General features: G+C 67.3%; 20 protein-coding genes and 8 pseudogenes. 13 read left to right on the top strand and 15 right to left on the bottom strand.

Annotated features, from left to right (window positions below; genetic code table 11):
* Positions 1-221: 221 nt before the first annotated feature.
* Positions 222-1,837 (bottom strand): annotated as a pseudogene (locus OG729_RS01280) (reverse transcriptase domain-containing protein); the annotation flags it as partial.
* 328 nt (positions 1,838-2,165) lie between these two features.
* A complete protein-coding gene (locus OG729_RS01275) occupies positions 2,166-2,963 on the bottom strand; it encodes a hypothetical protein (protein ID WP_405803684.1) in 798 nt (265 codons plus the stop codon).
* Between the two features lie 177 nt (positions 2,964-3,140).
* On the opposite strand from OG729_RS01275, the gene OG729_RS01270 reads away from it, so the two are divergent.
* Positions 3,141-3,371, top strand: coding sequence for a hypothetical protein (locus tag OG729_RS01270; protein ID WP_405811454.1), 231 nt, complete (start codon positions 3,141-3,143; stop codon positions 3,369-3,371).
* Here the strand turns inward: OG729_RS01270 and OG729_RS01265 are convergent.
* A pseudogene (locus OG729_RS01265) lies at positions 3,355-3,600 on the bottom strand (glycerol-3-phosphate dehydrogenase); the annotation flags it as partial. The gene OG729_RS01270 and the pseudogene OG729_RS01265 sit on opposite strands and share 17 nt — an antisense overlap.
* Positions 3,601-3,702: 102 nt before the next feature.
* Between OG729_RS01265 and OG729_RS01260 the strand changes: the two are divergent.
* The 3 genes and pseudogenes from OG729_RS01260 to OG729_RS01250 all read left to right on the top strand — a co-directional run bounded on the left by OG729_RS01260 (position 3,703) and on the right by OG729_RS01250 (position 6,983).
* On the top strand, positions 3,703-4,719 hold the full coding sequence (locus tag OG729_RS01260) for a toll/interleukin-1 receptor domain-containing protein (RefSeq protein WP_405803683.1): 1,017 nt from the start codon (positions 3,703-3,705) through the stop codon (positions 4,717-4,719).
* Between the two features lie 261 nt (positions 4,720-4,980).
* Positions 4,981-5,317 (top strand): annotated as a pseudogene (locus tag OG729_RS01255) (transposase); the annotation flags it as partial.
* 1,129 nt (positions 5,318-6,446) lie between these two features.
* On the top strand, positions 6,447-6,983 hold the full coding sequence (locus tag OG729_RS01250) for a hypothetical protein (RefSeq protein WP_405803681.1): 537 nt from the start codon (positions 6,447-6,449) through the stop codon (positions 6,981-6,983).
* Here OG729_RS01250 and OG729_RS01245 read toward each other — a convergent pair.
* The 4 genes and pseudogenes from OG729_RS01245 to OG729_RS01230 all read right to left on the bottom strand — a co-directional run bounded on the left by OG729_RS01245 (position 6,940) and on the right by OG729_RS01230 (position 9,051).
* Positions 6,940-7,125, bottom strand: coding sequence for a transposase (locus OG729_RS01245; protein WP_405803680.1), 186 nt, complete (start codon positions 7,123-7,125; stop codon positions 6,940-6,942). The genes OG729_RS01250 and OG729_RS01245 overlap by 44 nt on opposite strands.
* Positions 7,065-7,580: a transposase gene (locus OG729_RS01240; RefSeq protein ID WP_405803679.1), complete on the bottom strand. Its 516-nt coding sequence runs from the start codon at positions 7,578-7,580 to the stop codon at positions 7,065-7,067. Before OG729_RS01240 ends, OG729_RS01245 begins: the two co-directional genes overlap by 61 nt.
* Positions 7,581-7,627: 47 nt before the next feature.
* Positions 7,628-8,558, bottom strand: a pseudogene (locus tag OG729_RS01235) (IS5 family transposase).
* Positions 8,559-8,613: 55 nt separating this feature from the next.
* Positions 8,614-9,051 carry a hypothetical protein gene (locus OG729_RS01230; protein WP_405803677.1) on the bottom strand — a complete coding sequence of 146 codons (438 nt, stop codon included), beginning with the start codon at positions 9,049-9,051 and terminating at the stop codon, positions 8,614-8,616.
* 105 nt (positions 9,052-9,156) lie between these two features.
* Between OG729_RS01230 and OG729_RS01225 the strand changes: the two genes are divergently transcribed.
* The 4 genes from OG729_RS01225 (at position 9,157) to OG729_RS01210 (ending at position 13,091) form a co-directional block, all read left to right on the top strand.
* Positions 9,157-9,693: a dihydrofolate reductase family protein gene (locus OG729_RS01225; RefSeq protein WP_093903461.1), complete on the top strand. Its 537-nt coding sequence runs from the start codon at positions 9,157-9,159 to the stop codon at positions 9,691-9,693.
* Between the two features lie 28 nt (positions 9,694-9,721).
* On the top strand, positions 9,722-10,600 hold the full coding sequence (locus OG729_RS01220) for a tyrosine-type recombinase/integrase (RefSeq protein ID WP_405803675.1): 879 nt from the start codon (positions 9,722-9,724) through the stop codon (positions 10,598-10,600).
* Positions 10,601-10,891: 291 nt separating this feature from the next.
* On the top strand, positions 10,892-11,794 hold the full coding sequence (locus tag OG729_RS01215; RefSeq protein WP_405803673.1) for a hypothetical protein: 903 nt from the start codon (positions 10,892-10,894) through the stop codon (positions 11,792-11,794).
* Positions 11,795-11,981: 187 nt separating this feature from the next.
* Positions 11,982-13,091, top strand: a complete 1,110-nt coding sequence (locus OG729_RS01210; protein ID WP_405803420.1) for an IS110 family transposase — start codon at positions 11,982-11,984, stop codon at positions 13,089-13,091.
* 112 nt (positions 13,092-13,203) lie between these two features.
* Here OG729_RS01210 and OG729_RS01205 read toward each other — a convergent pair whose 3' ends face one another.
* The gene (locus OG729_RS01205; protein WP_405803672.1) at positions 13,204-13,665 is read right to left on the bottom strand and encodes a hypothetical protein; all 462 of its coding nucleotides are present in this window, start codon (positions 13,663-13,665) and stop codon (positions 13,204-13,206) included.
* 861 nt (positions 13,666-14,526) lie between these two features.
* On the opposite strand from OG729_RS01205, the gene OG729_RS01200 reads away from it, so the two are divergent.
* The gene (locus OG729_RS01200; protein ID WP_405803670.1) at positions 14,527-15,693 is read left to right on the top strand and encodes a DNA gyrase subunit B; all 1,167 of its coding nucleotides are present in this window, start codon (positions 14,527-14,529) and stop codon (positions 15,691-15,693) included.
* Positions 15,694-15,772: 79 nt separating this feature from the next.
* Here OG729_RS01200 and OG729_RS01195 read toward each other — a convergent pair.
* Positions 15,773-16,118, bottom strand: a pseudogene (locus OG729_RS01195) (DUF5958 family protein).
* A gap of 321 nt (positions 16,119-16,439) precedes the next feature.
* A complete protein-coding gene (locus OG729_RS01190; protein WP_405803668.1) occupies positions 16,440-17,708 on the bottom strand; it encodes an IS4 family transposase in 1,269 nt (422 codons plus the stop codon).
* 197 nt (positions 17,709-17,905) lie between these two features.
* On the opposite strand from OG729_RS01190, the gene OG729_RS01185 reads away from it, so the two are divergent.
* A complete protein-coding gene (locus OG729_RS01185) occupies positions 17,906-19,186 on the top strand; it encodes an IS701 family transposase (protein ID WP_405803484.1) in 1,281 nt (426 codons plus the stop codon).
* A 177-nt stretch (positions 19,187-19,363) separates the two neighbouring features.
* Here OG729_RS01185 and OG729_RS01180 read toward each other — a convergent pair whose 3' ends face one another.
* Positions 19,364-19,684: a hypothetical protein gene (locus OG729_RS01180; RefSeq protein ID WP_405803667.1), complete on the bottom strand. Its 321-nt coding sequence runs from the start codon at positions 19,682-19,684 to the stop codon at positions 19,364-19,366.
* Positions 19,685-20,093: 409 nt separating this feature from the next.
* On the opposite strand from OG729_RS01180, the gene OG729_RS01175 reads away from it, so the two are divergent.
* Complete coding sequence (locus OG729_RS01175) at positions 20,094-20,744, top strand: SMI1/KNR4 family protein (protein ID WP_405803665.1); 651 nt, start codon at positions 20,094-20,096, stop codon at positions 20,742-20,744.
* 61 nt (positions 20,745-20,805) lie between these two features.
* On the opposite strand, the gene OG729_RS01170 is transcribed toward OG729_RS01175, so the two are convergent.
* Positions 20,806-21,549 carry a hypothetical protein gene (locus OG729_RS01170; protein WP_405803663.1) on the bottom strand — a complete coding sequence of 248 codons (744 nt, stop codon included), beginning with the start codon at positions 21,547-21,549 and terminating at the stop codon, positions 20,806-20,808.
* Positions 21,550-21,837: 288 nt separating this feature from the next.
* On the opposite strand from OG729_RS01170, the gene OG729_RS01165 reads away from it, so the two are divergent.
* Together OG729_RS01165 and OG729_RS01160 are read left to right on the top strand one after the other, a co-directional pair.
* Positions 21,838-22,938, top strand: coding sequence for a hypothetical protein (locus OG729_RS01165; RefSeq protein ID WP_405803662.1), 1,101 nt, complete (start codon positions 21,838-21,840; stop codon positions 22,936-22,938).
* Positions 22,939-23,062: 124 nt separating this feature from the next.
* Positions 23,063-23,953 (top strand): annotated as a pseudogene (locus tag OG729_RS01160) (IS481 family transposase); the annotation flags it as partial.
* 486 nt (positions 23,954-24,439) lie between these two features.
* Here OG729_RS01160 and OG729_RS01155 read toward each other — a convergent pair.
* From OG729_RS01155 to OG729_RS01145, 3 genes and pseudogenes are all read right to left on the bottom strand, one after another.
* Positions 24,440-24,664 (bottom strand): annotated as a pseudogene (locus tag OG729_RS01155) (VOC family protein); the annotation flags it as partial.
* A gap of 328 nt (positions 24,665-24,992) precedes the next feature.
* A complete protein-coding gene (locus tag OG729_RS01150; protein ID WP_405811006.1) occupies positions 24,993-25,526 on the bottom strand; it encodes a tetratricopeptide repeat protein in 534 nt (177 codons plus the stop codon).
* A pseudogene (locus OG729_RS01145) lies at positions 25,499-25,744 on the bottom strand (tetratricopeptide repeat protein); the annotation flags it as partial. The gene OG729_RS01150 and the pseudogene OG729_RS01145, both read right to left, overlap by 28 nt.
* Positions 25,745-25,764: the final 20 nt, after the last annotated feature.

Genomic DNA, 25,764 nt, shown 5'->3' with positions numbered 1-25,764 from the left:
CCCGGATCATCTCGCTGACCAGATGAAGATGCCCGCGATGTGGAGGCCGGCTTTGAAGACGGTGGCGGTCTTCTCGTAGCGGGTGGCCAGGCCGCGTCAGGTCTTCAGGCGGTTGGTTGGGTAGGCCGCGCGACGAGGTGCCTGCCATGTGCAGGCCCTTTCCGCGCGGCCCCCCTCCGAACCCGCCGTACGAGTTTCCCCGTAACGGGCTCTCCAGTGACCTATTTCGTGACGCTGCTGGTTGGCTTTCCTGAGTGGATCGTGTCATGGCAGCCGGTGCAGACAACCAGAGTCTTGCGTCGCTTCTTCACCATGACCTGACGCCATTCAGCCGGTGGCTTTCCCTTATAGAGGTCGGCGAGTTTCCGGATGTGGTGCACTTGCACGTCTTCCGACGTCCCGCATAGCTCGCACTTCCCCTTCAAGAGCCGGGTAATCAGCTCTTTTCTGGGGTGGGGGTTGGCCACTTGACGGTCCGCGAGGACCGCTGCCTTCTGTCGCGTCAGTGAGACTCCGCCGAATCGTGCGACCAATGGCTTCCTACCTGCGCTGCGGGGGACGCTGGCTTCGAAGCATGTGCGGGGCCCATATGGTGTCTCGATCTTGGCCTTGTAGCGGGCCGCCATCTTGGACACCGTGGAGCGATGCTTCGCTGCCAGTGTCTTGAGCAACGAGGTTTCCATGGCCCAACGCAGTCGATGCAATCGGCATACGTTGCCGGCCAGAAGGTAGTACTGGACGATGCCCCGGTATTCGGCCCCGTAGACGTTGACGATGGTGTAGTCGTCGTCGTTGAGGAGTAGGGGCCGGTGCGCGGGTTTTCCGCGGCTAAGGTATGGGACTGCCTTCTCTCGGATCACCTTTGCTGGCACACGTAAAGCAATCGAACCGTTAGCCGTCCTCCGGCCTCGGGTTGCCTGCCTGTCGTTGTGTTGCACGGTGATCTCGTATCCGAGGAACGATGCCGCGCCTTACGGGCATGGGTGATCAGTGTCTTCTCTGGCGATAATTCCAACTTGAGTTCTTCACGAAGGAATACCGCGAGACGCCGTTTGATCTCCTCGGCCTCGGATCTCGGCCCGATGAACCCAAGAAGGGTGTCATCGGCGTATCGCAGATAGCGCAGTCTCCGGAAGCCCGGATCGTTCGGATCCACGCTGGGGATACTGCGCTGCTGCTTGCGAAGTGGCCGGACCTCGGCCCGGTCTCCGCGCCTGCGGGCGCGTGCGATCGCGTTGACCACCTCCAGGTAGGCAGGGTTGCGCGCCCTGCTTCGCCCTCGGGTGTAGTGCGGAATCAAAACCTTCTCGACAAAGCTGTCCAGTCGGTGCAGGTAGATATTGGACAGCAGCGGAGAGAGCACTCCGCCTTGAGGTGCCCCGCTGAGCGTGGCTCCCCAGGTCCAGTCATCCATGTACCCGGCCTCAAGCATGTTGCGCACCAGCCGAAGAAACCGGCCATCGTGAATTCGTTCTGCCAACGTCTCGATGACGACTTGATGGTCGATCGAACCAAAGCAGTCAGAGATATCGCCTTCGATGAACCAGGTCGTACCCGTCCAGGTATTGCCCACCTCCGTCAAGGCGGTGTGACAGCCCCGTTTGGGTCGGAACCCGTGGGAGCGGTCGGAGAACTGCGGCTCGAAGTACGCCTCCAGAAGGAGACGCATCACCTCGCCGACGAGCTCCGACCAGGTTGGCAGTCCAAGCGGCCGGGTCTTCCCATTCTTCTTGGGAATGTTGACTCGCTTGACTGGGCTGAACCGGTAGCGCTCGTGACGCATCGCATCGATGATGCGACCGATCTTGCCCAGCGACATGCCGTCCACGGTTTCTTGCAGGGCGTAGTGCTCGTAGGCCGCGGCTACGGTTGCCAGCGAAGGAGTCGCCGTACGGCCCACTGGGCGCCTCCGAACATGCCCTTCGCTTCCGGGCGGGGGACAGGTGTCGGTACACGATTACCTGATCCTGCGGGACTTTTGGGATTGGAGGTACGCCTCAGCTCCACAACCCGCATGCCCGGCGACCGCCGTCCCCGACGTGCCGCCCGTAACGATGGGTTGGACGGGCTGTTACTTCGACTCCGAGCCCGACCGGTCTCCGCTCTTGGGTTCATCCGAGGAAAGGAGGGGCGTCAGTCAGTGCTTCCCGCTGTGCCTCTCGGGGTCAAGACGCTTCATCCAGGCTCGGAAACACCACGTTCCAGGCCCTGGTCAGCACCGCGAGGGCGTGACTGTCCACCAGGTGCGGCGCGCCAAACGCCATCGCTGCATCGAGTAGCGCACCACCGGCCGTCCGCCACGGATCCAACACCGCCTCGTCGCCGTCCTCGTCGACGGCGAACGACTCCGCGCGACCACGGAGCCGAGCGCTCTTCCTGAGCATGTGCCAGACCACGGCGAACCCATGTCCGATTGGTGATCCCGAGGTTCCGGCCCCGGGGATCAGCAGGGTCGACGCGTGGTCCTGATTCCGGTTGTGCGCGGCTTTCGGCAGCTCAGCGAGCCACCGGTCCCATGCCTTGCTGTACTCCCGATCGGCTGCGGGATGACGCGCGGAAGCGAGTTTCCGCGCGCCTTCCTCGTCCAGGGCGATCACGGCCTCGATGACGCGGATCACTGCGTCACCCTGCGGGCCGAAGAGAACCGACGGGGATATCTCCTCCAGCAGGTCGACAGCGATGGCGCGGGTGTAGCCGGCGTCAGACCGCAGGTTATCGGCGGCTCGTGCCATCGCGGCACGCTCCTCATCCGTTGCCGGAGACACCACGTGCGCGCGGAAAAGCCGCCCCGGCCATCGGGCAACCAGCACTCGCTCCGGCGTGTGATCGACGACGATCCACGGCGGCTTGAACAACGGCAGCGTCACCCGCTCCCCAACCGCTGCCGCCTTCAGATAGACAGGAGATTCATCCGTGACGAAGACGAAGCCTGCCACCGCACGCGCATCCGCCAGCTCCTTCACCGCCCCCGTCACCCCTGCGTTCCTCAGTCCACAATCTTCGGTGACACGAACGTACTGGTCATCACGCTCCGGTGCCAATGATCAATGCGCTTGCTGGATACGGGGCAGACCCACGCCACCAACACGCCCTCCACGACGCCGATATGCGTACACCGTCTGAGAAATCCAGCCCGAGTGGTGAGCGCGGCGGCCACCGACCCGACGACCGGCCTGGTCCGCTCCGCGCGGGAAGCCGTGCCGGCCCACCTGTGGGACAAGCAGATCGGGCTCCTGATGCGCGACTACCTCTACGACTCGGTCATGGCCGCCCGCGTCCTCGGCCAGGGCTACGCCTACCTGCTCACCGCGATGCAGCACCGGGGCGAGTCGCTGGGGCTCGCCCTCAGCACGCGACGGCGAGCGCGATGACGTTGTTGACCGCGCCGTCGAGTTCGCAGCCGACTACGTCAGTGTTGGTGTAGGGGCGGAAGTACGTGGTCAGACAGGCTTCTTGCCGTGTTCTGACGGTCGCGGGAGGCGATCACAGATGCGGCGGGAGGGCGAACGGCGATTTCCCGGGCGAGGTTCGGCCCGGAGGCACCGCAACACGCGTTTCCGGCACAGCGGTCGCCTCCGTGATGACCTCGCTCATCGAGCGGCCCCGATCTCGGGGTCGCCGTCGCGGTGGCCACCGACCCCACGAAGCTGCGACCATCGTCCTGCGGTCACTTGAATGTTACGACGCTGCGGAGTCTCTGCCATGCGCATATTCGTGATGGGCTCGTTGCCCGATCATGTCCCCGGAGTCAATCAACCGATCCTGTCGGAGCATGCACCTCTGTTTGAAGCAGGCAGACAGTTGGGCTGGGCTCTCGCCGCCGACGATTGCAGAGCCGTCATAGGAAGTTCATCCCGCCGAACAATTGACCCCTATATTTTCGAGGGGTATGCGGAGTATTGCCGAGATCATCCTGATTCCCAGCGACACATCGAGATCCAATTCCCGGTCGACAGATCCAATCCTGGGTATGAGCCGGAGTTCTCGAACGCCCCAGAAAATCTGCATATTATCAAGGTGGAAAACTATGCAGATGCAAGCAGTCCCCATCGTTGGATTGTCTCGCATTTCGCCGCTTTGCGCTCGGCTGACGTTCTTCTTTTACTCGGCGGAGGTGTCAGCACACGCATCCTCGGGAGCTACGCCGCATCGAATCACATTCCGACGCTCGCTATCAGGGAGTACGGGGGATCATCGGCAGAAGTCTTCCTCCTCGCACAGCACACCTACCACGAGGCAGTCCCCCGACTGGGAAGGACGCCAACAAGGGATGCTGCGCAGAGGGTTGTTTCCTTCGCCACCAAACTAGCGGCGAGGAGCACCCGCAGCGTCCACTCGTACTTCCTTAGCTACTCCTGGGGTGACTGCGCCAGTGCAGACCACGTGGAGGTGCTCCTTAGAAGGCTCGGACGGGTGGTATTCAGAGACGAAGAGCAAGTCAAGATCGGGCACCGGCTACCCAGCCAGTTGGAGGCCTCGATACAGGAAGCGAATACCTTCGTCGCCCTCTGGAGCAGGAAATACAACGCAAGTGACTGGTGCCCTTCTGAACTCGAATTCGCGCTGGAATTGAAGAAGTCAGGGGTGCCGTTAAGGGTTGTACTCATCCAACTGGACGAAGCCAGACCGCCACTGCATACAACCACATTGCTCCGTGCCGGAGGGAGTTCACGTGAACTTCTCGACCTCTGTATTCGGAGATTGATCGAACAAGAGTAGGCGGTATTCATTCAGGGCCTCGGCGAGGTGAAACTATGTTCGCTTTGGTGACGGTCTGTCTGATGCAGGCATGTAGTGCGGCGTGAAGATGCCCGGGACGCCACCGTCGGAGCCTGCTCGGGCTACCGTGGGCCGTCATGGATGATCTTCACGCCCTGCCCTCTGCCGCGCTCACTGTGGCGGCCGGTCAGGCGGCCTGCGCCGCACTGGATATGTGCAGTTCCCCAGTCTCGGGGTCACGGGTGTGGGCCCGGCGACCAAGCCGGCGTCATAGCCCACACCGGCGGCGACATGAACGCATTCGGCAGCCCCCACCGACTCGCCGGAGTTGCTGGCCTGGCGCCCGTCCCCGAGGTCTCCGGACAGATCAGCGGCAACGTGCACCGGCCCCGGCGCTACTACCGCCGCCTGATGCCGGACTTCTACATGCCCGCCCAGGCCGCCGCACGGTGCGGCCCCACCTCGAATGCGTTCTACGCCCGGAAAACGAGCCGAGGAGAAGTGCCACAAGCATGCCCTCATTGCCCTCGCACTCCGCCGCCTGAACGCCCTGTGGGCACTCCTGCGCGACTGTCGGCCCCCTTCGAGAGCAGCCTGATATTCCGCGCTGCCAGCCCTGCTCGAGTCGCCTACAGCCAGTCACGAGCCATAAGCACATTGGGAATCAGTGGGTAGTTCTACTCAATTGTGCTTCGGAGTGGACTCTTTGGGCGTGGCTTGGCAGTGGGCGTGTTTACGGTGGGGCCATGGACGGTGATCTGAATGTGGATGGCCCAGGCTCCGGGGCGGACGCCCGTTTCCGGAACATCGTTTGGCCCGCGTCCTTCCCTAATGCGCCCCGGGCCCGTGTCCCTGCGCACGCGCTGGCCGCGCTGGTGGTCTTCGCTGCGGTGTGAGCGGCGCTCCTTGGCTTCTACTGGGCTGATGACCCGGATGTCAGCGGCGGGTACCGCGTGGGCGCCCTGTTGGTGGAGGCGTCCATACTGGGGGCGCCGCTGCCGATGATGTGCGGGGTGCTGGTCGGCGCCATGCGGTCCTGGCACCGGGTGCTGTACTGGGTGCTGGCCGCCGTGGCCTGGACCGCGTCGGCGCTCGCGCCCCCGTTGCAGTTGGCGATGACCTTGTCGACGAGCGACGGTAGCTACTGCACGGGGAATGCGCCCTTGCATCCACTCTCGGGGACTGGGGTGCCCCTCTGCGTTTGGCGGCGCTGGCCGCCGGATCGTTGGCCGGGTGGATCGCGTGGGTACTCTCGCGTCGCCGGGCGCGGCCCGTGGGGCTGTACGCGGTGTGGCTCGGCACAGTCGCCGTCACCGTGGTGCTGGCCTTGGCGGCGCTGCTCCACGCGGCTGAAACCTGCGGCCCGTCCGGAGTGGGTTGAGGGCCGTCGTTCAACCCCGGCGCCCCTGAACACCCCCGCTTGGCATGTCGGCAGCAGACGCAGCCACTGAGCTGCGTGCTCATCACGTGGGCATCCATCACGCTGATGACCCGACGCCTCACTCGCAAACCCGCCCTACAGCCAGCATGGCCGTTGGCCACCCCAACCCCGTCCGGCCGCCGCCTGACCACAACCAACATCCTTCTCACCTTGTCGCGCTGACAGCCGTCCTCAGAAGCTGTTGTCTTTCGGACGTGATCGCTGCGTTTCCGCTGGTCAGGCGTAGGAGCGGTGATTCCGTGGGAGTGGTGGCTTGTTGGGTCGTTGCTCCCCCGGGAGGTCGCGAATGCCGTCGGTCGTTGGGCTACTGGAACAGCACGAGCTTGCCGCTCGCCGTCGGGTCGACGTGCTGCGTGAAGAGGCTGACCGCATCCAGGCCGAACTAGCCGCCGCCGAGCAGGAATGGCAGGAGTGGGCGATCGCCCGCAGGCGGGTCGATACGGTGCTGGCTCCGGACGGCGACACCACCGCCGATACGGAGGTCGCCGAGGCTCGGCGGGAGGCGGATGAGCAGTCGGGGCCCCGGGATGCGGCGAAGCCGAAGTCGCAGGTGCCGGTGTGGCGTGAGGGCCTGGACGGGGCGGTGCTGCCGGTGGACTACCAGCGCATCCTCGCCGCGCTCGCGGACCGGTCCCGGCTCGGTCAAGGGCCGCTGACCTGCCAGGAGATGGCTGCCTTGTTCGGCCTGGAGGCGGTGCCGGCGTGGGTGGAGGCGCTGCGGTGGAAGGCGAAACGCCTGGTGGCCCGCGGCTGGCTGGCCGAGCCTGCGCCGGGCCGGTTCACGCTTGCGAGGAGTGTGGCCGAGCCAGGCGGCGGGTCATGAGCAGGATCACCGACCAGTAGACCATCGCTTCGGCGCTGGTGGTGCGCCGCTCGTAGTCGCGGGCCAGGCGGCGGGTGCGCATCAGGTGGGCGAAGAGGCGCTCGACGATCCACCGCTTGGGCAGCACCACGAAGCCGCGCATGTCGTCGCTGCGCTTGACGATCGCCAGGACCAGCGCGAGAGCGGCCAGGCAGTACTCGACGAGGCTGCCGTGTAGCCGGCATCGGCCCAGACCAGCGTGAGGCGGTGGTGCGCGCCTGCCACCTGCTTCAGCAGCACCTGCGCGGCGGCGCGGTCGCCGGTGTCCGCGCTCGTAACCATCACGCCCAGCAGCAGGCCGAGTGTGTCAACCACGACGTGCCGCTTGCGCCCGTTGATCAGCTTGCCGCCGTCGAAGCCCTGACTGTCCGATCCGACGACGGCGTCCGCCTTGATGGACTGCGAGTCGATCACTCCGGCCGTCGGCTCGGCATCCCGGCCCAGCCGCTCGCGCACCCGCGTCCGTAGCCGGTCGTGGAACTCCCTGACCAGCGCGTGGTCGCGCCAGCGGCGGAAGAACGCATACACCCGGTCCCACGGCGGGAAGTCGGCCGGCATGGCGCGCCTTATGTGGAATCGAGCCGGGCTAGGCGCTGTTTCTCGGATCATGTGCGGAGCCAGATCAGGAGTGCTGCGAGTGTGACGGTGCCGAGGTAGATGTAGGAGCGTTTCTCGTAGCGGGTGGCGACGGCTCGGAAGCCCTTCAACCGGTTGATGGCGCGTTCGACGGTGTTGCGCTTCTTGTAGCGCTCGCTGTCGAAACCGGTGGGCCGGCCGCCTCGGGAACCGCGGTTGCGGCGGTGTTCTGGCTGGTCGAGACGTTCGGGGATGGTGTGCCGGATTCCACGTCGTCGCAGGTAACGACGGTTAATTCGGGACGTGTAGGCCTTGTCCGCCAGGACATGGTCGGGGCGGGTGCGGGGCCGCCCGACTCCGGTGCGAGGCACGGATACCTGCTCCAGCACGCGCTCGAGCTGAGGGCCGTCGCCGTAGTGTCCGGGTGTCAGGACGAGGGCGAGGGGTCGGCATCGTCCCTCCGCGGCGAGGTGGATTTTGGTCGTGAAGCCTCCGCGGGAGCGTCCCAGGCATTCGCCGATCTGACCACCTCCGCCAATCGGGCGGCCAGCTTCCGAAGCACCGGATCGGCCTGGTTCGTCCCCCGGACGGCCCCCTTTGAACAACCGCGGCCGGCCGAGCCTTCCTTGCGCCGGCGGCGTGCTGGTGGGCCCGCACCGCTGTTGAGTCCACCGAGACGTCCCAGTCGATCCGGCCCGCGGCGTCCTCGGCGGCCTGGACCTTCGACAGCAGCATCTCCCACGTTCCATCCGCGGACCAGCGGCGATGCCGCTTATAGACCGTCTCCCACGGCCCGAACCGTTCCGGAAGATCCCGCCACTGAACACCCGTCCGCACCCGGTAGAGGACCCCGTTGATCACCCGACGGTGATCGCTCCACCGGCCCCCACGAGTACCACCACGAGGTAAGCACGAAGCCAGCCGATCCCATTCCGCATTTGTCAGATCCCCACGGCCCATACCCCGAGCCTGACCCCAACCCCCCGCTCACGTCCCGAGATCCGAGAAACAGTGCCTAGTAGTGCGGCCGATTGCAGAGGAAGCAGCCGTCCCAGAGCGGGAGCGCGCTGAGGACGCGGTGGCGCACGCACGAGGCCATCGCGGCCTCGTCCGGGCCGGGGAAGCCGCGTGCGGCGCTGCTGTCGGCGGGCGGGGTGCAAGACTCCACCATGGTCGTGAAGCGGTGCAGGTAGTCATGCACGCGGGGCGGGTGGTAGCCCAGCTCGCTCCAGCGATGTCCGCTCGCCGCGAGTGCTGTGGCACGCAGCACGAAGTCCTTCGCGCGGGCGCGTTGCCGCTCCGTCGCACCCCAGTCGCACTCCGCCAGGTCGAACCCGACGGCACCGCGCCCCATGACGTTCTGGTCCTGCAGGGTCAGCAGCGCCGCGAAGCGGAAGTCCCAGTCCTCGGAGGCGAGATCGGACACGGCCAGCATCAGCACGTCGATGAACACCGCGGTGGCGCCATTGGACAGGTCCAGGTCGTGGCTACCGCCGAGAAGATGTTGCTCACCGACCTATGATGCGATCCCGGCCCTCCACCTGCTTGGAGAAGACGCATGACGGATGCGAGCACCGGCAAAGTGGTCGTGAACAGGGTGATGTCCCTCGACGGGTTCATCGCCGGTCCCGGCCACACGATGGACTGGATCTTCGAGCACATGACGTCGGCGACGTTCCCGGAGGTCATGGCGGCCACGGGCGCCATGCTCATCGGCCGGGGCACGTACGAGGTCGGCAAGCGCATGTCCGACGAGAACACCGACTACGACGGCGGGGCGCAGTTCGTCCTCACCCACCGCCCGCCCGACGAGCCGGACCCCAACGTCACCTTCCTCACCTGCGACATCGAGGAAGCCGTGGCCACGGCACGCCGCGCCGCCGGCGACAAGAACCTGGAGATCCTCGGCGCCGACGTGGCCGCCCAGTGCCTGCAGCGCGGCCTCGTCGACGAGATCCTGGTGTATGTGCTGCCGGTGCTGCTCGGCGACGGCGTCCGCTTCGCGCCGCCGGGCCTCGACCGGATCGACCTGGAACCGTTCAGCAACGTCCAGTCGGGCGGGGTCACCATGCTGCGCTTCCACGTGCGCAAGTAGGCACGGTCGCAACTACTAGCCTGCTGTCATGGCCCCCATCCCGTGGGGCAAGTTCCCCACTCTCGCTGAACATCAACTGGCCCGACGGTGGCTGCAGTTCATGGCGAACATCGGTCGGGCTTCCAACACGATCGACGCGTACGGGCGGGCGGTCGAGGACCACCTGCGGTTCTGTGCAGTTGAAGGCACAGATCCCGTACTGGCCGGTGCGGACACGGTTGCCGCCTGGATCGGGGACATGCTCGACCGTCCCCGCCAGCGATCAGCGAAGGCGCCGCTGCATCCGGAGACGGGACTGGCGAACGCGACCGTCCAGCAACGTGTGGTGGCCGTGCGGTCCTTCTACGAGTACCTGGTGGAAGACGGGCTGCGTGAACGGAATCCCGTACGTCGAGGGCAGTCGAGCCGCCGTGGCCGTCCTCCTCGGCAGGGGCTCGTGCGGCGCCTCGAGCAGGCACCTTCGATCCCCAACGAGGACGTCTGGCAGCGGATCCTCTTTGCGTGCGCCGAGCAGTCACTACGCAACCGGCTCATGGTCACGCTCGCCTATGACGGTGCCTTGCGCCGAGAGGAGTTGGTCCAACTCGATGTCGGGGACTTCGGGCACGCGCACCGCCTGATCCATCTGCGGGCAGAGACGACCAAGTTCCAGCGGGCCAGGGAAGTCGCCTTCGGCGTCACCTCGTCTCAGCTGTTCTTGGCCTACCTCAACGAACGACGCGGCATGTTCGGCCGTATCGACGGACCGCTCTTCCGATCCGCCTCCAACCGCAACTACGGCAAGCCGCTGGGGCCTTCCACCTGGTCAAAGACCGTCGAAGGCATCGCCCGCAGGGCCGGTGCCGCACGGCTGTCCACTCGCACCTTCCGGCATCTGAGGCTGACCGATCTGGCCCGCGCCGACTGAACCATCGACCAGATCGCCCAGTACGCCGGCCACCGAGACTTGGCGACCACCATGCGTTACATCCATCTGTCCGGCCGGGAGCTTGCTGCTCGGCTGCACCGCGCGTCCGCATCGATCCAGCAGGACAGGGAGAACCTGCTGGCAGCACTGGCGGCAGTCCGGTGAGCGCGACCGAACGGCCAGCACCTGCCTCGCTTGCGCAGTACTGCGCCAAAACCGCTGCTCAGAGCCCAGTTCTGACTGCAGAAGAAACGGGCGGCTCTCGGCCGCCTGGCCGGGCTGGATCATCAGGTGATCCACGAGCGAAACCGTGTCGCTCTGGCCCGGCTGATCGATCCGCTGGAGGCGGTCTCGGCTCGGTGGGGCAACGCGCTGACCGACTCGGCCCGCAACATGCTCCTGATGGAAGTCGGCCGACGCTCCCTGGCCTACTGGGCCTGGGACGAGCAGACCTGGACAGCATTTGTCGCCTCCGTCACGGGCGAGATCCGTCACCGGCGCCGGGCCCACCTGGTGGCCTGGGGCTACCTCTTCGGCGGACACCGACGACTCCACCACCGGATCCAGATGCCCAAACTGCGCCCGCTGGCCGACTTCGTCTTCGGCCACGGGGCCGTCGATCCCGCGCTGGAGCAGGTCTGCACGCTGCTGGAACGCTGGGAGACCTCGCCGAAATCGCAGCCGGAGTTGGTCCGTTCCTCCGTGCTCGATGCCCTTCTCAGCGCCGGCAGCCCGCACCTGAAGGACGTGACTCTGGAACTGCTGCAGGACCTGGTCGCCGACCATCCCGCATCCAGTGCACGACGCTGCGGGTTCTTCAAGATGTCCCGGGTCCTGGCGGCCAACGGCTTCATTCCCGAGCCGCTGGTCAACGGGCACCAGCAGCGCGGAACGCGTCCGGAGACCGTGGCCTCGGTCCCGCCGGAGTGGTTGGAGATGGTCCTGCGCTGGCGGAAGAACCGCTCCTACCTGCGCCAACGCGGGATCCGCTGCACGATCCCGGAGAAGAAGGACCAGATCCGCAACCGCAAGAAGCTCGGCTCCCACGGCGGTCGGCCACCGAGCTTCGACAAGACCGACTACCGCGAGCGCCACGCGGTCGAGTGCGGCATCAATCGCCTCAAACGCCACCGTGCTGTGGCCACCAGATATGACTGTGAGGATGTTGGGGTGCCGCTCCGGGCGGTGGCCTGACTCGCGATACGACTGGCCCTGGTGCCTTGAGTTTGATCTGTCGGCCACTGCTCGGGGCGGTACTCGCTGCCGCCGGGCAGGGGACGTGTCCCGATAGGGGCCTTCGCGACAGGCACCGTCACAGTCTTGACCGCCCCCGGCCCGGCGACGGCCACCGGTTCCCGAGGCGATCAGGAGATAGGCGACCTTGACTAGCATCACGCAGTCCACCGCCCCATGTCACGTCGCGGCGGACGCCGAGGACATCCTGCTCGGCGTGGACACGCACAAGGACGTCCACGCCGCAGCCGTCATCACCGTGCTCGGCGCCGCACTGGACGGTCGCAGCTTCCCCGCGACCGCCGATGGCTATCGGCAACTCCTCGACTGGGCAAGGTCATTCGGTGCCTTGCGGCGGGCCGGCGTTGAATGCACCGGCTCATACGGAGCCGCCCTGACCCGTCACCTGCGCGCCGAGGGCATCGTGGTAACCGAGGTCAACCAGCCCGACAAGGCCGCCCGACGCCGCCACGGCAAGACCGACGCCATCGACGCCGAGGCCGCAGCCCGCGCCGTGCTGACCGGACGCGCCACCGCCGCGGCGAAGACCGGCGACGGTCCAGTCGAGATGCTCCGACTGTTCAAGCTGGCGAAGGGGTCCGCGATCAAGTCCAGGACCCAGGCGATCAACCAGCTCAAGAGCGTCCTGGTCTCAGCTGACGCCGCCCTCCGCGAGTCGCTGGCGGGACTGAGCAATCCGCACCTGTTCAAGCAATGCGCAGACCTCGACCCCCAGCACGCGAGAGGGCCGGCCGGGGCCGCCCGCCACACCTTGAGGCTGCTGGCTCGCCGCATTCGGCACCTGACCGAGGAGATCGACGATCTCAACACGCGAATAGCCGAGGCAGTCGAAGTCAGCACGCCGGGCCTGCTGGAAGTCCGTGGCGTCGGCCCGGACAGCGCCGCTGCCCTGCTCATCTCGGCTGGCGACAACCCCGAGCGACTCGTCAGCGAGGCGTCCTTCGCAGCCTTATGCGGCACCAGCCCAGTCGAGGCTTCCTCCGGTAAGACACAGCGCCGCAGGCTGAACCGTGGCGGCGACCGCCAAGCGAACGCCGCCCTCTACCGGCTCGTCCTCAGCCGTCTACGCTGGGACGGCCGCACCCGCGACTACCTGCAACGACGTCTGACCGAGGGCAAGACACGCCGCGAGATCATCCGCTGCCTCAAACGCTACGTCGCACGAGAGATCTACCGACTTCTCGTCCCAGCGAACACTCCGGCTGACCAGACAGGACCTGCCAGCGTCGCTGCTTGACATCCATAGGGGCATCAAGCGGGCCTACATCTTCCACGGCACCGTCACCGTCGCCGCGATCCGGCTGTGGCTCCGAACCTAATGCACCGGCCAGAGCCGAGGAGCCGTCAACTTATGCGGACTCGCCGGCACGTGACGCAGGAAGATAGGGCTCGATCTCATGCCAGCCCGGCGGCCCCCCAAGCTGCCAGTCGAGAGGGTCTTGCGAGGGATGGAGTGAGCGTCGGGCCGCGTTCACGAAGGCGAGCTGGGCGGCGGCCAGGGCCGAGACGATCTCTTGCAGCTCCTCCCGCGTCTTCGGGGAGTGGTCGACCATGAGTCCCAACTGGCCGATGCCGGAGGTCAGCTCGGCTGCCGCAGCCGCGACTTCCCGTGTGGCGACCAGACTGAGCGACACCAGGGCAGCGTTCCACGGTGCCCAGTCGAGGGCGGCAGGACGGTCTTCGAGGTATGCATCGCGCAATTCCATCTCGACCTTGGTGAACTCTTGCAGGAAGGTCGAGTAGGTCTTGGTCTGGTTGTCACGGACCCACTGCTGGCTCTGACTGCGTCTCCCAAGGACACCGCCTGCCACAACGCCCATGATCGTTGCGGCAGCACCGACCGCGGTCGGTATCAGAGCTTCCCAAGCCACCGCCGATGCCTCGCTTCCTGTCACATTCTGAACTTCGAGCCTGTGTATCTGGACCGTGATCCAAATTGCACCGGACGAGCTTCGCATCTTCGTGCGGTCAGCAGTACATGCTTCGGCGGCTAGCTTCGACCGGGCCGACGCGGTCGGAGGTCACGGTCGGATGGCCGAGGACAAGGCGCGGTTCCGTGCCGCACAGCGTACGGAGCAGCGGCTGAGCAAGTCGCACTTCGATGGGATCGGTCAAGGTTCCGCGAGACGGGACAACATGATCCGCCGGACAGGACCTAGCGTAGTCGCGCGTCTGCCGGTCCGCCTCGTAGGGGCGGGGTGGCGAGGGAGCCCAGAGAAGGGAGGCTTCCCGGGCAGGGCGCTCGGCGCACTGCCCGCGAATTACCTGGGGTCGGCTCAGCCGGAGGAGAAGCCGACGGCGCGCAGCTCACCCGGCTGAGGTACGCGCTCGCGATTACTTGGGGTTGATGGCGAAGTGCACCTGGAGCATGACAGCAGACAGCGCTCCATCGGCAGAGTAGTTCGGCGGTGAAGCAGACAGACGCGGCGTTCCGGGCGGGCGTGTGACGTACCGGAATTGGAGGCCTCGGGGCCGCCGGGAACAGGGTCACACGCGGCCCTCGACCAGCCCCGGCAGCACTTTGACCGCGGTGCGCGCCCCCTGGGCCAATTGCCTCCGTGCAGGCGCTCACCTGCCCGTCCACGCTCTCGGTGTACCGGCTCTGACCTGGTGTTTTCCGGGTATCGGCCTAGGCTGGTGAGGTCTGCTGGACATCATCGGAGGGGGACTTCGTGAGTCAGGATGCCATCAGGTATGACGCCAGCCACCTCGAGGTGCTGGAGTGGTGGGAAGCCATTCGGAAGCGGCCAGGGATGTACGTCGGCTCAACCGGCGAACGCGGCCTGCACCAACTGGTGTTCGAGGTCGCCGGCCTGGCCGTGAACGAGGTCCTGGCCGGCCGCGCCAGCTCCGTCGACGTTACCCTCACGCCCGACGGCGGCGTGCGTGTCGCCGACGACGGGCCGGGCGTCCCCGTGGAGGCCGCCGGGGACACCGGCGGTCCCAGCCTCGAAGCCCTGCTGACCCGCCCGCACGCCGGAGCGGGGCTCGGCGGCCGCCACGCCGCGGCCATGAGCCTCTTCGGCATGGGCCCCTGCGTCACCAACGCCCTGTCGAGCCACCTGACGGCCGAGGTGGGGCGCGAAGGGGTGCGCTGGGTCCAGGAGTACAAGCGCGGCGTCGCGCTCACCCCGCCCACCGCCGTAGGGCCGGCGACCGGAAGCGGGACCACCATCACCTACTGGCCCGACACCGACATCTTCGGGACGGCGAAGTGCTCGTTCGCCGTGCTGGCGGAGCGCTTCAGGGAACTGGCCTTCCTGAACCAGGGCCTGAGCATCTCGCTGACCGACGAACGCCCCCCAGGCGGATCGCGGCCGTCCCGGTTCCGCTTCCCCGGCGGGACACGGGACTTCGTCGCCTTCCTCGACGCACGGGCCGGAGCCCCCGTCCACCCGGACGTCATCGCCTTCGAGCGGGAGGACCCGCAGATGGCGGGGACGGTGGAGGTGGCCCTGCGATGGCGCGGCTCCCGCGAGAAGCGAGTCCGGAGCTTCGCCAACAGCGTGCTTACCCCCGACGGCGGCACGCACACTATGGGCTTCCATGACGGGGTGGCAGCCGCAGTCACGTCGTACGCGCGGCAGCGGCGGCTGCTGACAGCCACCGACCCCGACCTCGGCACCGACCAGATCGGCGAGGGCCTGACAGCGGTCGTGTCGGTGAAGCTGGACGGTCCCGAGTTCCTCGGCGCCACGCACGGCACGCTGGGTGGTGCCGCGGTGCGCGCCTGCGTCGCCAGCACCGTCCGAGAGCACCTCGGCGCGTGGCTAGAGGGACACCCTGAGCAGGCCGCGGCCGTCGTCGGCCGGATCGTCCGGGGCACCCGCCAGAACTGAGCGGCAGCAGACGGTTCCCGCCGGTCCCCGCCAGCGGGACCGGCGGAAGCGAGGATCCGTGCCGTGCCTACCGGCGGAATCAGTCAGCGACGGACAGTCTGTGCCACCAGTGACCGCACCCGTCGGAGCAGAAGCGCTCGCGGCGCCGTCCGTCGGCCATCGCGAGCACGGCGATCAGCAGTCGGAATGCCTTGCGGCGTTCGTCGAGAGGGGTGAGGGAGGCGATCCTGCCCAGCTGCATTTCGATCCGGCCGCGTGTGATCAGTACTGCGGGCGTACGTCGGGCGCAGCCCGGCACGACGGATACTCTCCGGACCGTCTTCCGCGACGGCGCGAGCCTGGATGCAGTGCTGGGACAAGTCTCGCAGTGTCTCGCACTGTTCCTCCGGGCTGAGGGCGTCAAACCACTCGCTGCCCTGGGACATCGGGCGCAGACCCTGTGCGAGTTCGTTGAGCATGACGTTTCGCTCGGTCATGACTGCTCTCCGATGGGCAGGCGATGCTTCGCCGCGGATTTGGGGTCAGTGGAACCAGACGACAAGTCGGACGTTCTCCGCTCCGTGGAGTTCGCTGGGTGTTCGCATCACGCTCCAGACAGGTCCCAGTGGGTCTAGGCCCAATGCCGTTGCTTTACGGATCTGCTGGTTGGGGTCTGGTGATCAGGACGGCTCGTGTGCCGGTGCGGGTGGGCTGGGGCCAGCCATGGTGTTGAGGTCGTTTGAGCCGGTAGTTGGACATCTTGCGTTTCACGACGCGGGGCTGGCTGCGTAGCCTCTGTTGGGCAGGAGTCGTTCCAGGAGGTCCTGTTCGAGTATCACCAGGGCTCTGACCAGGAGGTCAGGGGAAAAGCTGCCGGGCGTGACGGTCACGCTGCGGCGGGCGGAGCGCAGGGTTTCGGTGAAGGAGACCCGGTCGGGGTCCAGGCCACGGGTGGCGGCCGTTCTCAGCATGAGCTCGCGCAGGGCGTGGTGGACCAGCAGGTGTGCCCAGATCTGCTGGCGGACGCCGTCGGGTGTTTTGCTGCTGAGGACAACGCGTGCGCCGCGCTGATGAGTCTTGATCTCGGCGAAAACGGACTCGATCTCCCAGCGTTCGCGGTAGAGCGCGGCCAGTTGCCGGGCCGGATACCGTCGGGCGTCCAGCAGGGTGGTGACCAGGCGGTATCCGCCGGCTGCATCCTCGCCGAGCTGGTCCTTGAGCCGGTAGGCCAGGACCCGGACCACGATGGGCTCGTTCCGGGCAGGGTCGCTGCTTGCGCGGATCTGTGACAGCCACGACCCGTCACAGAACTGCCTGGTGACGGGCAGGACGCGGTTGGCGGGCACCCGCCAGAGCAGGTCGGCGCCGGTGGCGGTGAATGCCTGCCACAACGGGACACCGAGGAACTCCCGGTCGGCCAGGACGAGTTGGCCCGGGCCGAGCGACCGCGGCAGACGGGCCACCAGGGTGACTTCCCCGGTGCGGCAGCCGGCCAGTTCCGCGTCCAGCACCGCATGGCTGCCCAGCTCCACCAGGGCAGCCATCCGCACCTGCGGAAACGCACTCCGGCCCGTCCCGCGGCCGCTGCCCGGACGATCGAAGGCAGCCTCGTTGGCCGCGGTGTCCGCGACGTCCCAGCAGGTCCCGTCCACCGCCAGCAGCCGCAGGCCCCGCCAGAACGCCCCGGGCGTCGCCTCGGTGGCCATCGGCTTGGCCGTCGTGGCGAACAGCACCCGCAAGGGCTCCGAGCCCAGCCGCTGCCGGGCCCGGAACAGCGAGGACTTCGCCGGCACATGCCAGGCACCGAGCAGTCCCTGGCTTCGCAGACCCTCCACCAGGTGCCGCATCACTTCCAGATACGGAGCCGGAGAGAACAACGCGAGCCCCAGCACGAAATACACCACCAGCCGGGCGGGAAGCAGTCGCTTGCGTTGTTCCGCGCAGCCGCAAGCGGCCACCACCCGATCCACCAACCCCGGCGGATACACCCAGGTCAACAACCCAAGACCCGATAACTCAGAGACACTCGCAGCCACCCGAACCACCCCCGGGACCCACTGCCAAGCAGCCTACGCCCGCAACCTAAAACAACGGCATTGCGCCTAGTACTCCAGCAGGATTTCGCTGTCTGACCTGCGGGTTTCGCTGGGCGGCTGGAGTGTAGCGGGCTGTGGAGTGGTCAGGGGCGGTCTCACGGAGGCCGCCCCTCGAACGTGCGACAACGCCGCAGGTAATGACAGCGGTTGGGAAAGCTCCCCACGTGATCTTCGAGAGTGCTGCCGAGCAGTGGGACCTTGAACTGGACGACCTCTTCGTGACCATCGGTCATCACTTCGGCCGTGTGGAGCTTCGCCGCCGCATGCGTGACTACGTACGCGGACTGCTCGCCCCGGTGGCCCGAAAGAACAGCTGGCAGCTGGCCGAACAGGCAGGCCATGCCACCCCCGACGGTCTGCAGCACCTGCTCGCCGGCGCAAAGTGGGAGCCCGACGACATCCGCGACGACCTGCAGCAATACGTCGCCGACAAGCTCGGTGAGGACGGCGGGGTCCTCATCATCGACGACACCGGCTTCATCAAGAAGGGCACCACCTCCGCCGGGGTTCAGCGCCAATACTCCGGAACCGCCGGCCGCACCGAGAACTGCCAGATCGGTGTCTTCGCCGCCTACGCCTCCGGCCGCGGGCGCGCCTTGGTGGACCGGGAGTTGTATCTGCCCAAGTCCTGGGCCGAGGACCGTGAACGCTGCCGCGCGGCCAAAGTCCCCGACGACCAGGCGTTTGCCACCAAGGGCGAACTGGCCCGGCGCATGGTGCTGCGGGCCCTCGCCTCACCGCTGCCCATCGCCTGGGTCACTGCGGATTCCGCCTACGGCCAGGAGAGTCGCTTCCGTCGGCTGCTGGAGCAGTCGGGCGTCGGCTATGTGCTGGCCGTGCCCAAGTCCCAGTTCACTGTGGGCTGTCCCCGCATCGAGGGCCTGTTCGCACAGGCCCCGGCCGAGGCGTGGGAGAAGATCTCATGCGGAGACGGCGCGAAGGGACCGCGGGTCTACCACTGGGCGGCGGTGCGGCTGCCGGCCGTCGCCGAGTTCGACTACCAGGGCGAGGTCCCCCATCGGATGCGGTGGGCGCTGGCCCGTCGCAGCATCCGCAAGCCCGACGAAGTCGCCTACTACCTCGCCTACGCCCCTTTGGAGACCACCGCCCGGGAACTGGTGCGGATCGCCGGGTCGCGCTGGGCGATCGAGGAGTGTTTCCAGGCCGCGAAGAACGAGTGCGGCTTGGACCAGTACGAAGTCCGCCGTTACGTGGGCTGGTACCGGCACATCACCCTCGCCATGCTCGCGCACGCCTTCCTGGCAGCCACGGCACACCAGGCCAGGGAAAAGGGGGCGGAACCGGTGAGGCAGCCGGGGCCATCGCGCTCACAGTGGCGGAGGTTCGGCGACTCCTGGCAGCTTGTCGTCCCCGGCCCCCGCACCTGCGCGGACGCCGAGGCCGACGCCACGCGATGAGCTGGTCGAACTGGCGCCGACGACGCCAGGCAGTCGCCCGTCGCTGTCATTACCTGCGGCGTTGTCGCACGTTCGAGGGGCGGCCTCCGTGAGACCGCCCCTGACCACTCCACAGCCCGCTACACTCCAGCCGCCCAGCGAAACCCGCAGGTCAGACAGCGAAATCCTGCTGGAGTACTAGTCTCCGGCGACCATGTCTCGGCTTCGTGTGCCGGAGTTGTCTGTTTCCTGCCAGTCGGTGGAGGCGAGTTCGGCCCAGGTGATCTGCGTTGTGCCCTGTACGTCGGTCGAGCTGCCGTAGGCGGCGTACTCGGTTCTCAGCCCCTCTGACGCGTCGCTTGGAACGCCGCGGCCTTCGGCCAGGGGACGGAAGCTGAAGGTATTGCGGATACCGAAGAGGCAGGCGAGGCCGTCGTACGCGTTGCCGTTGTTGAGCAGGGAGGTCGATGGCGGCGTGCCACACCACGTCCTCGTCGTCAGGGCCCCAGAGACGAGCACCGGGTCGAGACTCGGTCATCCCGCTGACTTCGGCAGACATGCGGGCATCGTGCCTGCACGACTCACGAGTCGTCACCTGCATTTCTCCTGACCCGCTCCACCATGCCAATTTCAACGGCAGCTCACCTCTAGCGTTCGCGCGCGAAGCGATGTCGGGTGCCTGGCGAGACGCCCAGCAGCCTCGCGATCGAGGTGAGCAGCCGGGTCGGGCCGGAGGTCGCGGGCATGCGCGGATGATCTCTTCCGTTGCGGCGGTGCGGCACCCGTCGGATCCTGCCGGGGCGCGGGCTGCGGCCAGGCCCTCGTTGGTGCCGATGACGATCAGCTCGCGGATGAACTCGGCCTGGGCGGCGATGATGTGGAAGACGACCCCCGGCCCGACAGCGGCCCCGGACAGGAGAATCAACCCATGACCGGCACCGACGACACACAGGCCCGGCAGATCGCCGACACCTGGCAGCACATCGACACTTGGCTACGTGACCACGCCCCCGCCACCCACGCCGCACTCAGGCAGGGCGCAACCGAGAACGAAATCGCGGCCGTCCAGGACGCCACCGACGCCCGCATCCCCCACGAACTGAAGACGCTGTGGCGCCTGACTGCGGGCGACAACGGCATCAACGGAGCCGGATTCCTGCTGGGAAACCAGGCCCTGATGACCCTGGACGCCGTCACCGCCTTCCACCGCCAGCAGATGAATGCCCAACGGCACGAAGAAACCCTCAACGCCAACCTCCGGACACCAGGCGACGACCAGACCACAGTATGGAAGACGTCCTGGATTCCGGTGTGCTCCTTCGGCGTCACCGACCGCACCTCCGGCCTCTACCTCGACACCGAGACTGGCTACCTGGGCCATTGGAGCCGGTACAACGAAGACCGGGGCGACGAAGACGAACGCGACACACTGACCACCTACCTGGAAGAAATCGCCGACAGCCTTGAAACGCCCTCCCTGGCCACACGCGACAAGCCGGGACTGATCAACGGAGCCCTCGTATGGGGCAGCATGATCAACCCCGATCAGGAAGACCAGTGGGTCGCCTTCGAAGGATGAAGCACGCGAAAGCGGGACCGGCCGCGGCCGCTCCCTCCATCAGCGCGTCGTCAGGATTGCCTCAGCCGACCTTGCGCCAGGCGCAGGTGGCGTTGGCGTTCGCGCAATGCTCGAACCCCGGGTTGGAGACGAAGAATCCGTCATCGTCCAGCATGCGCCACGAAGGAGCCGGGAAGCTCTTGAAGGCTTGCTGGTTCTGCGTGCTCGCAATAGCCGCACGGCCGCACCGCACCGTGCCCTTGGGCCCGTCCACAGCCTTACGTGTCTCGGCGAGGAGGCCGAAGTTGGCCGAGCCGTCGCCCATCTTGTCGGTGAAGAGCTGGGCACACTGGTCCCCGTTGGTGACCTGGTTGACGCCGCCGGGGAAGCCTCCGCTCTCATGGGTGGAGGCCAGGGCGTACTCGTCGCAGTCCACCGAGCCCACGGAAGCGTCAGAAGGATGCGCGGTCCAGTTGCCCCACACCTTGTTTCGGCTGTTGTCCGAGGTCCACGGCTTGCCGGTGCTGGGGTTGGTGACCGTGGTGTCCGGGCCGAGGTAGTGCAGCAGAGAGTCCCACCTCACCGAGCCGGCGTGGGCGGGCATCTTCTCCTGCATCAGCCAGTAGTACGCACCGGCAGCGGGATAGAGGTTGGTGTCGACGGTGTAGGTCGGCTTGAAGTACGGCAGCACGCAACCGGGCGCGCTGCTCTTGAGGATGTCGTCGCAGCGCCGGGCGAGTTCGCGGACGCGCACGTCACCGCTGGTGCCGAAGTTCGCTGCTGCGGGGTTTCCGGGGTCGTCCGCCCACCTGGTGTTCGACGTCACACAGGACTTGCACGTCGACCCCACGTTCCCTCCCTCGGGCAAGATCCGCATCGATTCCGCCCTCAATACCCGTGGCACTCCCGCCAAGTGCGAGGCCTACGCCGGCCGGGCATCTGACTACAGATTGGTCAGGCCTACCGCCTGATGCGGCTGCGATGTGGCGACTTGAGAAAGGGTGGCGCGCCCACACCGTCCGCCCAGCCAGCCTCGCTGTCAGCGCTCTGTGTCATGATGCGGACGCGTCCCAGGGGAGCGGGCCGCGGTCTACTGATTGCCAGGGGGTTGGGGATGGGCGCGGGTACGGAGCCGGACGGCTCGTCCAGGTCCGACGAGGAGTGGGAGCGGTTTCTGCGCGAGTCGGTGGCGGGTGCCGCCGACTCGCCCAAGGAGCCGTCGGCGCGGGCCCGCGACGTGGCGAAGCGGCTGCGCGCGGAGCCCGGCCGCGGCCTGGAGGGCTGGCGCAGCTACACGCCCGCGCGGCCCAAGCGGCGCACGGGCTGGTACGTAGTCGGACTGCTGGCCTCGCTGGCGCTGCTCGTGGTGGCGCTCGCGCCGGGGCGGATAGTCAACCTGTTCGCCGGCGACGACCCTGACTCCCCGCCGCTGGCGGCCGAGACAGCCCGCCCGACCCAGGCACCCCCGCCGGAGGCGGCCCAACGCCCCACCATGGAGGAGCCGTTCCGCGGTTCGCCGGCGGCGAGCTGGGCGAGCGGAGCGGCGGGGATCACCGTGCCGAAGGCCGGGGCGGTCGGCTGGATGAGCGCGGCCGAGGTCGAGCGGGCCCTCGCCCGCAGCCGGGACTTCCTCGTCGCGTCCGGCCTGGACCGCGGGGTGCTGCAGGGCGAGCGCCCCGAGAAGGCGATTGCACTGATCAACCCGCACCAGAAGGACGTCCAAGGCCTCCTGAAAACCGCTTTCCGAACCCCGAGCGAGAAGAACGACCCCCTCCTCCTCTTCAGCCGCTTCCAGCCCTCCCGCACCCGCCTGGTCGGCGACGTCGTGAAGACCCGGGGCCGGCTCACCTACCGGGAGGGCGAGCGCGGCGCACTCCAGGTGACCGCCGACGTCACCTTCGTCTACCCGGTCACCCGCGCGGACGCGGGCGGCGACGACGAGATCGTGCGCACGATCGTCCGGCGCGAGCTGGTCCTGAGCTGGGACGACCCTGACAAGGTGATCACCGAGCCGGGCACGTTCTCGATCGTCTCGTACAAATACGACATGACCAACGGCGGCTGCGGCACCCCCACGGGCTACTTCACCCCGCCCTTCGGCACGGACCGCCGGGCGGACGAGGCCGGCACGGAGGTCGACCCGTACGACCGCAGCGCGCCGGTCGGGCGGGGCGAGTCCTCTGGGGACGAGTGCAGGAGGGCGACGCGGTCCTAGCTGTACTGCCCAGGCAGGTTGCTTGAGTTCGTGCGACGACGCGGTCTGAATCGGTGAGATGACGAAGGCCTCCGGTTGTGGAGTGGAGCCGTCTAGGAACCGCTCCGCCAACCACGAGGCCTTCGTGTCTCACGCTAACGCTGCTCTGACTCCTCGTGCCCGTCTTCGCCTGGCGCGTCTGATTGTCGATGACTGATGGCCGGTCGCCCGTGCGGCCGAGCGCTATGACGTGTCCTGGCCGACCGCGAAGCGGTGGGCCGACCGTTACGCCGAGGTCAGTGCCCAAGCCATGGGCGACCGGTCCTCACGGCCGCACCGCAGTCCTGCCCGAACAACGCAGCCGCAGGTCCGCAAGATCGTGCACCTGCGCTGGAAGCAGCGTCTGGGCCCGGTCCAGATCGCCGGACGGCTGGGCATGTGTGCCACGACCGTCCACGCGGTCCTGACCCGGTGCCGGATCAACCGGCTCTCGCACATCGACCGCGCCACCGGCGAGCCGGTCCGCCGCTACGAACACGATCACCCCGGCGTGATGCTCCACATCGACGTCAAGAAGCTCGGAAACGTTCCCGACGGCGGCGGCTGGCGCTACGTCGGGCGCGTCCAGGGCCGCAGGAACCGCGCCGCGACACCCGACAGGCCCCGCAACAAATACCGCGGCCCGGGGCTGGGAACCGCGTTCGTCCACACCGTCGTCGACGACCATTCCCGGGTCGCCTACGCCGAGATCTGTGTCGACGAGAAAGCCGCCACCGCAGTCGAGGTCCTCCGGCGCGCGGTCGACTGGTTCGCCGCCCGCGGCGTGAGGGTCGAGCGCGTCCTCACCGACAACGGCTCGGCCCTCCGCTCCCGGCACTGGACACAGGCCTGCACCGAGCTGGGGATCACGCACAAGAAGACCCGCCCCTACCGGCCCCAGACCAATTTCAAGGTCGAACGCTTCCACCGCACCCTGGCCGATGGCTGGGCTCTTGGCCGCTTCCACTCCAGCGAGTCAGCACGCCGCAAAGTCCTCACCGTGTGTGGTCGCCGGGGGCGTATCGGCTCCAGGTTCCTCCAGCCTCGGTGACCAAGCGGGTGGCTGTCTTGTCGTGATAACCAAGCGCCTTCGCGATGACGGGAGCCGGGGCCTGTAGGAGGAGTTGGCGGATCGCGGAGGTCCTGCCGCGCTGTGGCGGGACGCCGATCTTCCGCAGATGGACTTGGAGGCTGACCGGGTTCATCGGCTGTCCGGGCTGGCGGCCGTCCGGCCGCAGCAACGGCAGACCGTCGATCAGGTGCAGCCGAGCAGACGTCTGGGGTGCGGTGGCCCGTGAACCGGGTGAGGGCCGCCGTCGTCGCGCCAGCGACCCGTTCCAGGTGAAGGCGATCGGCACGTTGCGGGGTTCCGTCCTTGACGACGTAGGCCAGGCGGGTCACGTCACGGGCCAGCAGCTCCTGGCTGATCGGGCGGTTCAGAACCTCGATGATCTCTTCGGCTGCATGGTTCGGTTTCTCCTTCTCAGCGCAGTTGCTCGGCCAGTCCGACGATGATGCCCTCCGGGCCGCGGATGTAGCAGAGCAGATAGCTGTCCTCGAACCGGGCGATCTCGCCGACGAGTTCGGCGCCGTGAGGGCGCAGGCGGGCAACGGTGTCCTTGATGTCGTCGACGGCGAACATGACGCGGTGCGTGCCCAGAATGTTGTGCGGCCGGTTGCGCGGCCCGGCGCTGATCACCGAGGGTGAGTGCGGCGCAGGCGGCCGCTCCCATGAAGACGATCAGCCGCAGCGTGCCGTCCCCGCTTTCAATGCTTCCTCGACGATTCGCAGCGTGCGCGCTTGAGCATTGCGCCTCCCCAATTGATTCACGGTGCCGGGTCACCCTTGGCGGGTGGAGTTCCCCGTGCCGCTCGCCCTCGCCGCACCCGTCCGGGCCCCGCCGCGCGGCGCCGGCGCGAGCTGGGGGCCGCGCTGACCCCCGGCGGGCCCGAGCATCCGTGGACGGGAATGCAGATCAGCGCTGGATGGGGCTCTGGGAACAAGCTCCGGTACGTCACCGTCCAGCCGAACCTCGTCACCGAGGTACGCGCTGACACAGCGGCAGCGCATCCTGGTGCAGCGCCCCGGCCTCGTCCTCCGCGCCAGCCTCCCGCAGGTCGAGCGCCAGGTTCGACGAACAGCCGATCGCGTCGTAATGGTCGGCGCCGAGGACACGTACGAACTCGTCGTGGACCTCCCGCTCCAACCGCACCGCCTCGGTCAGATCGCCGTCCGCGACCACGTCCGTAGCGTGGTTCATCGTGCTGGTCAGCGTTTCCGGGTGGTCGGGGCCGAGCACGGACATCGACGCGTCGTGGATGTCGGCGCTGAGCGCCCCGGCCTCTGCGTATCGGCCCAAGCGGCGCACCACGGCGGAGAGGTTGCGGGCGGCCCGCAGGGTCGCCGGATGGCGCTTGCCGGTCGTGTCCCGAAACGCCTGCACTGTCTCCTGGAGCACCTCGAGCGCCTCCGGCAGCAATCCCGTCTCTCGGAGATCGCGGGCGTAGTTGCTGGCCGAGTTGAGGGTGTCGGGGTGTGTGGGCCCGCTGACCGACGTCGGGCCAGCCAGACATCCCGGTCGATGCCCCGGGCCCCCAGCCGGTCACCGACGAGGAACAGCGACACGGCAAGATTGTTGGCGGCCAACAGCACGCGCGGATGGTCGCTCTCGTAGACCCGGCGGCACAGCGCGTGCGTCTCCCGGTCGATGTCCCGGGCCTGCGTGTAGGCGCCCTTGCTGCGCCGGCGCTCAAGATATTTATCCGGATAGGAGGCCGTCGGCAGCACGGCGGCGGCCAGAGAAGCTG

It is taken from the genome of Streptomyces sp. NBC_00210 (assembly GCF_045160975.1).
In the GTDB taxonomy this organism is placed as follows: domain Bacteria; phylum Actinomycetota; class Actinomycetes; order Streptomycetales; family Streptomycetaceae; genus Streptomyces.
The sequence above is the reverse complement of the archived record's forward strand: the minus strand, read 5'-3'. Positions and strand labels throughout refer to the sequence as shown.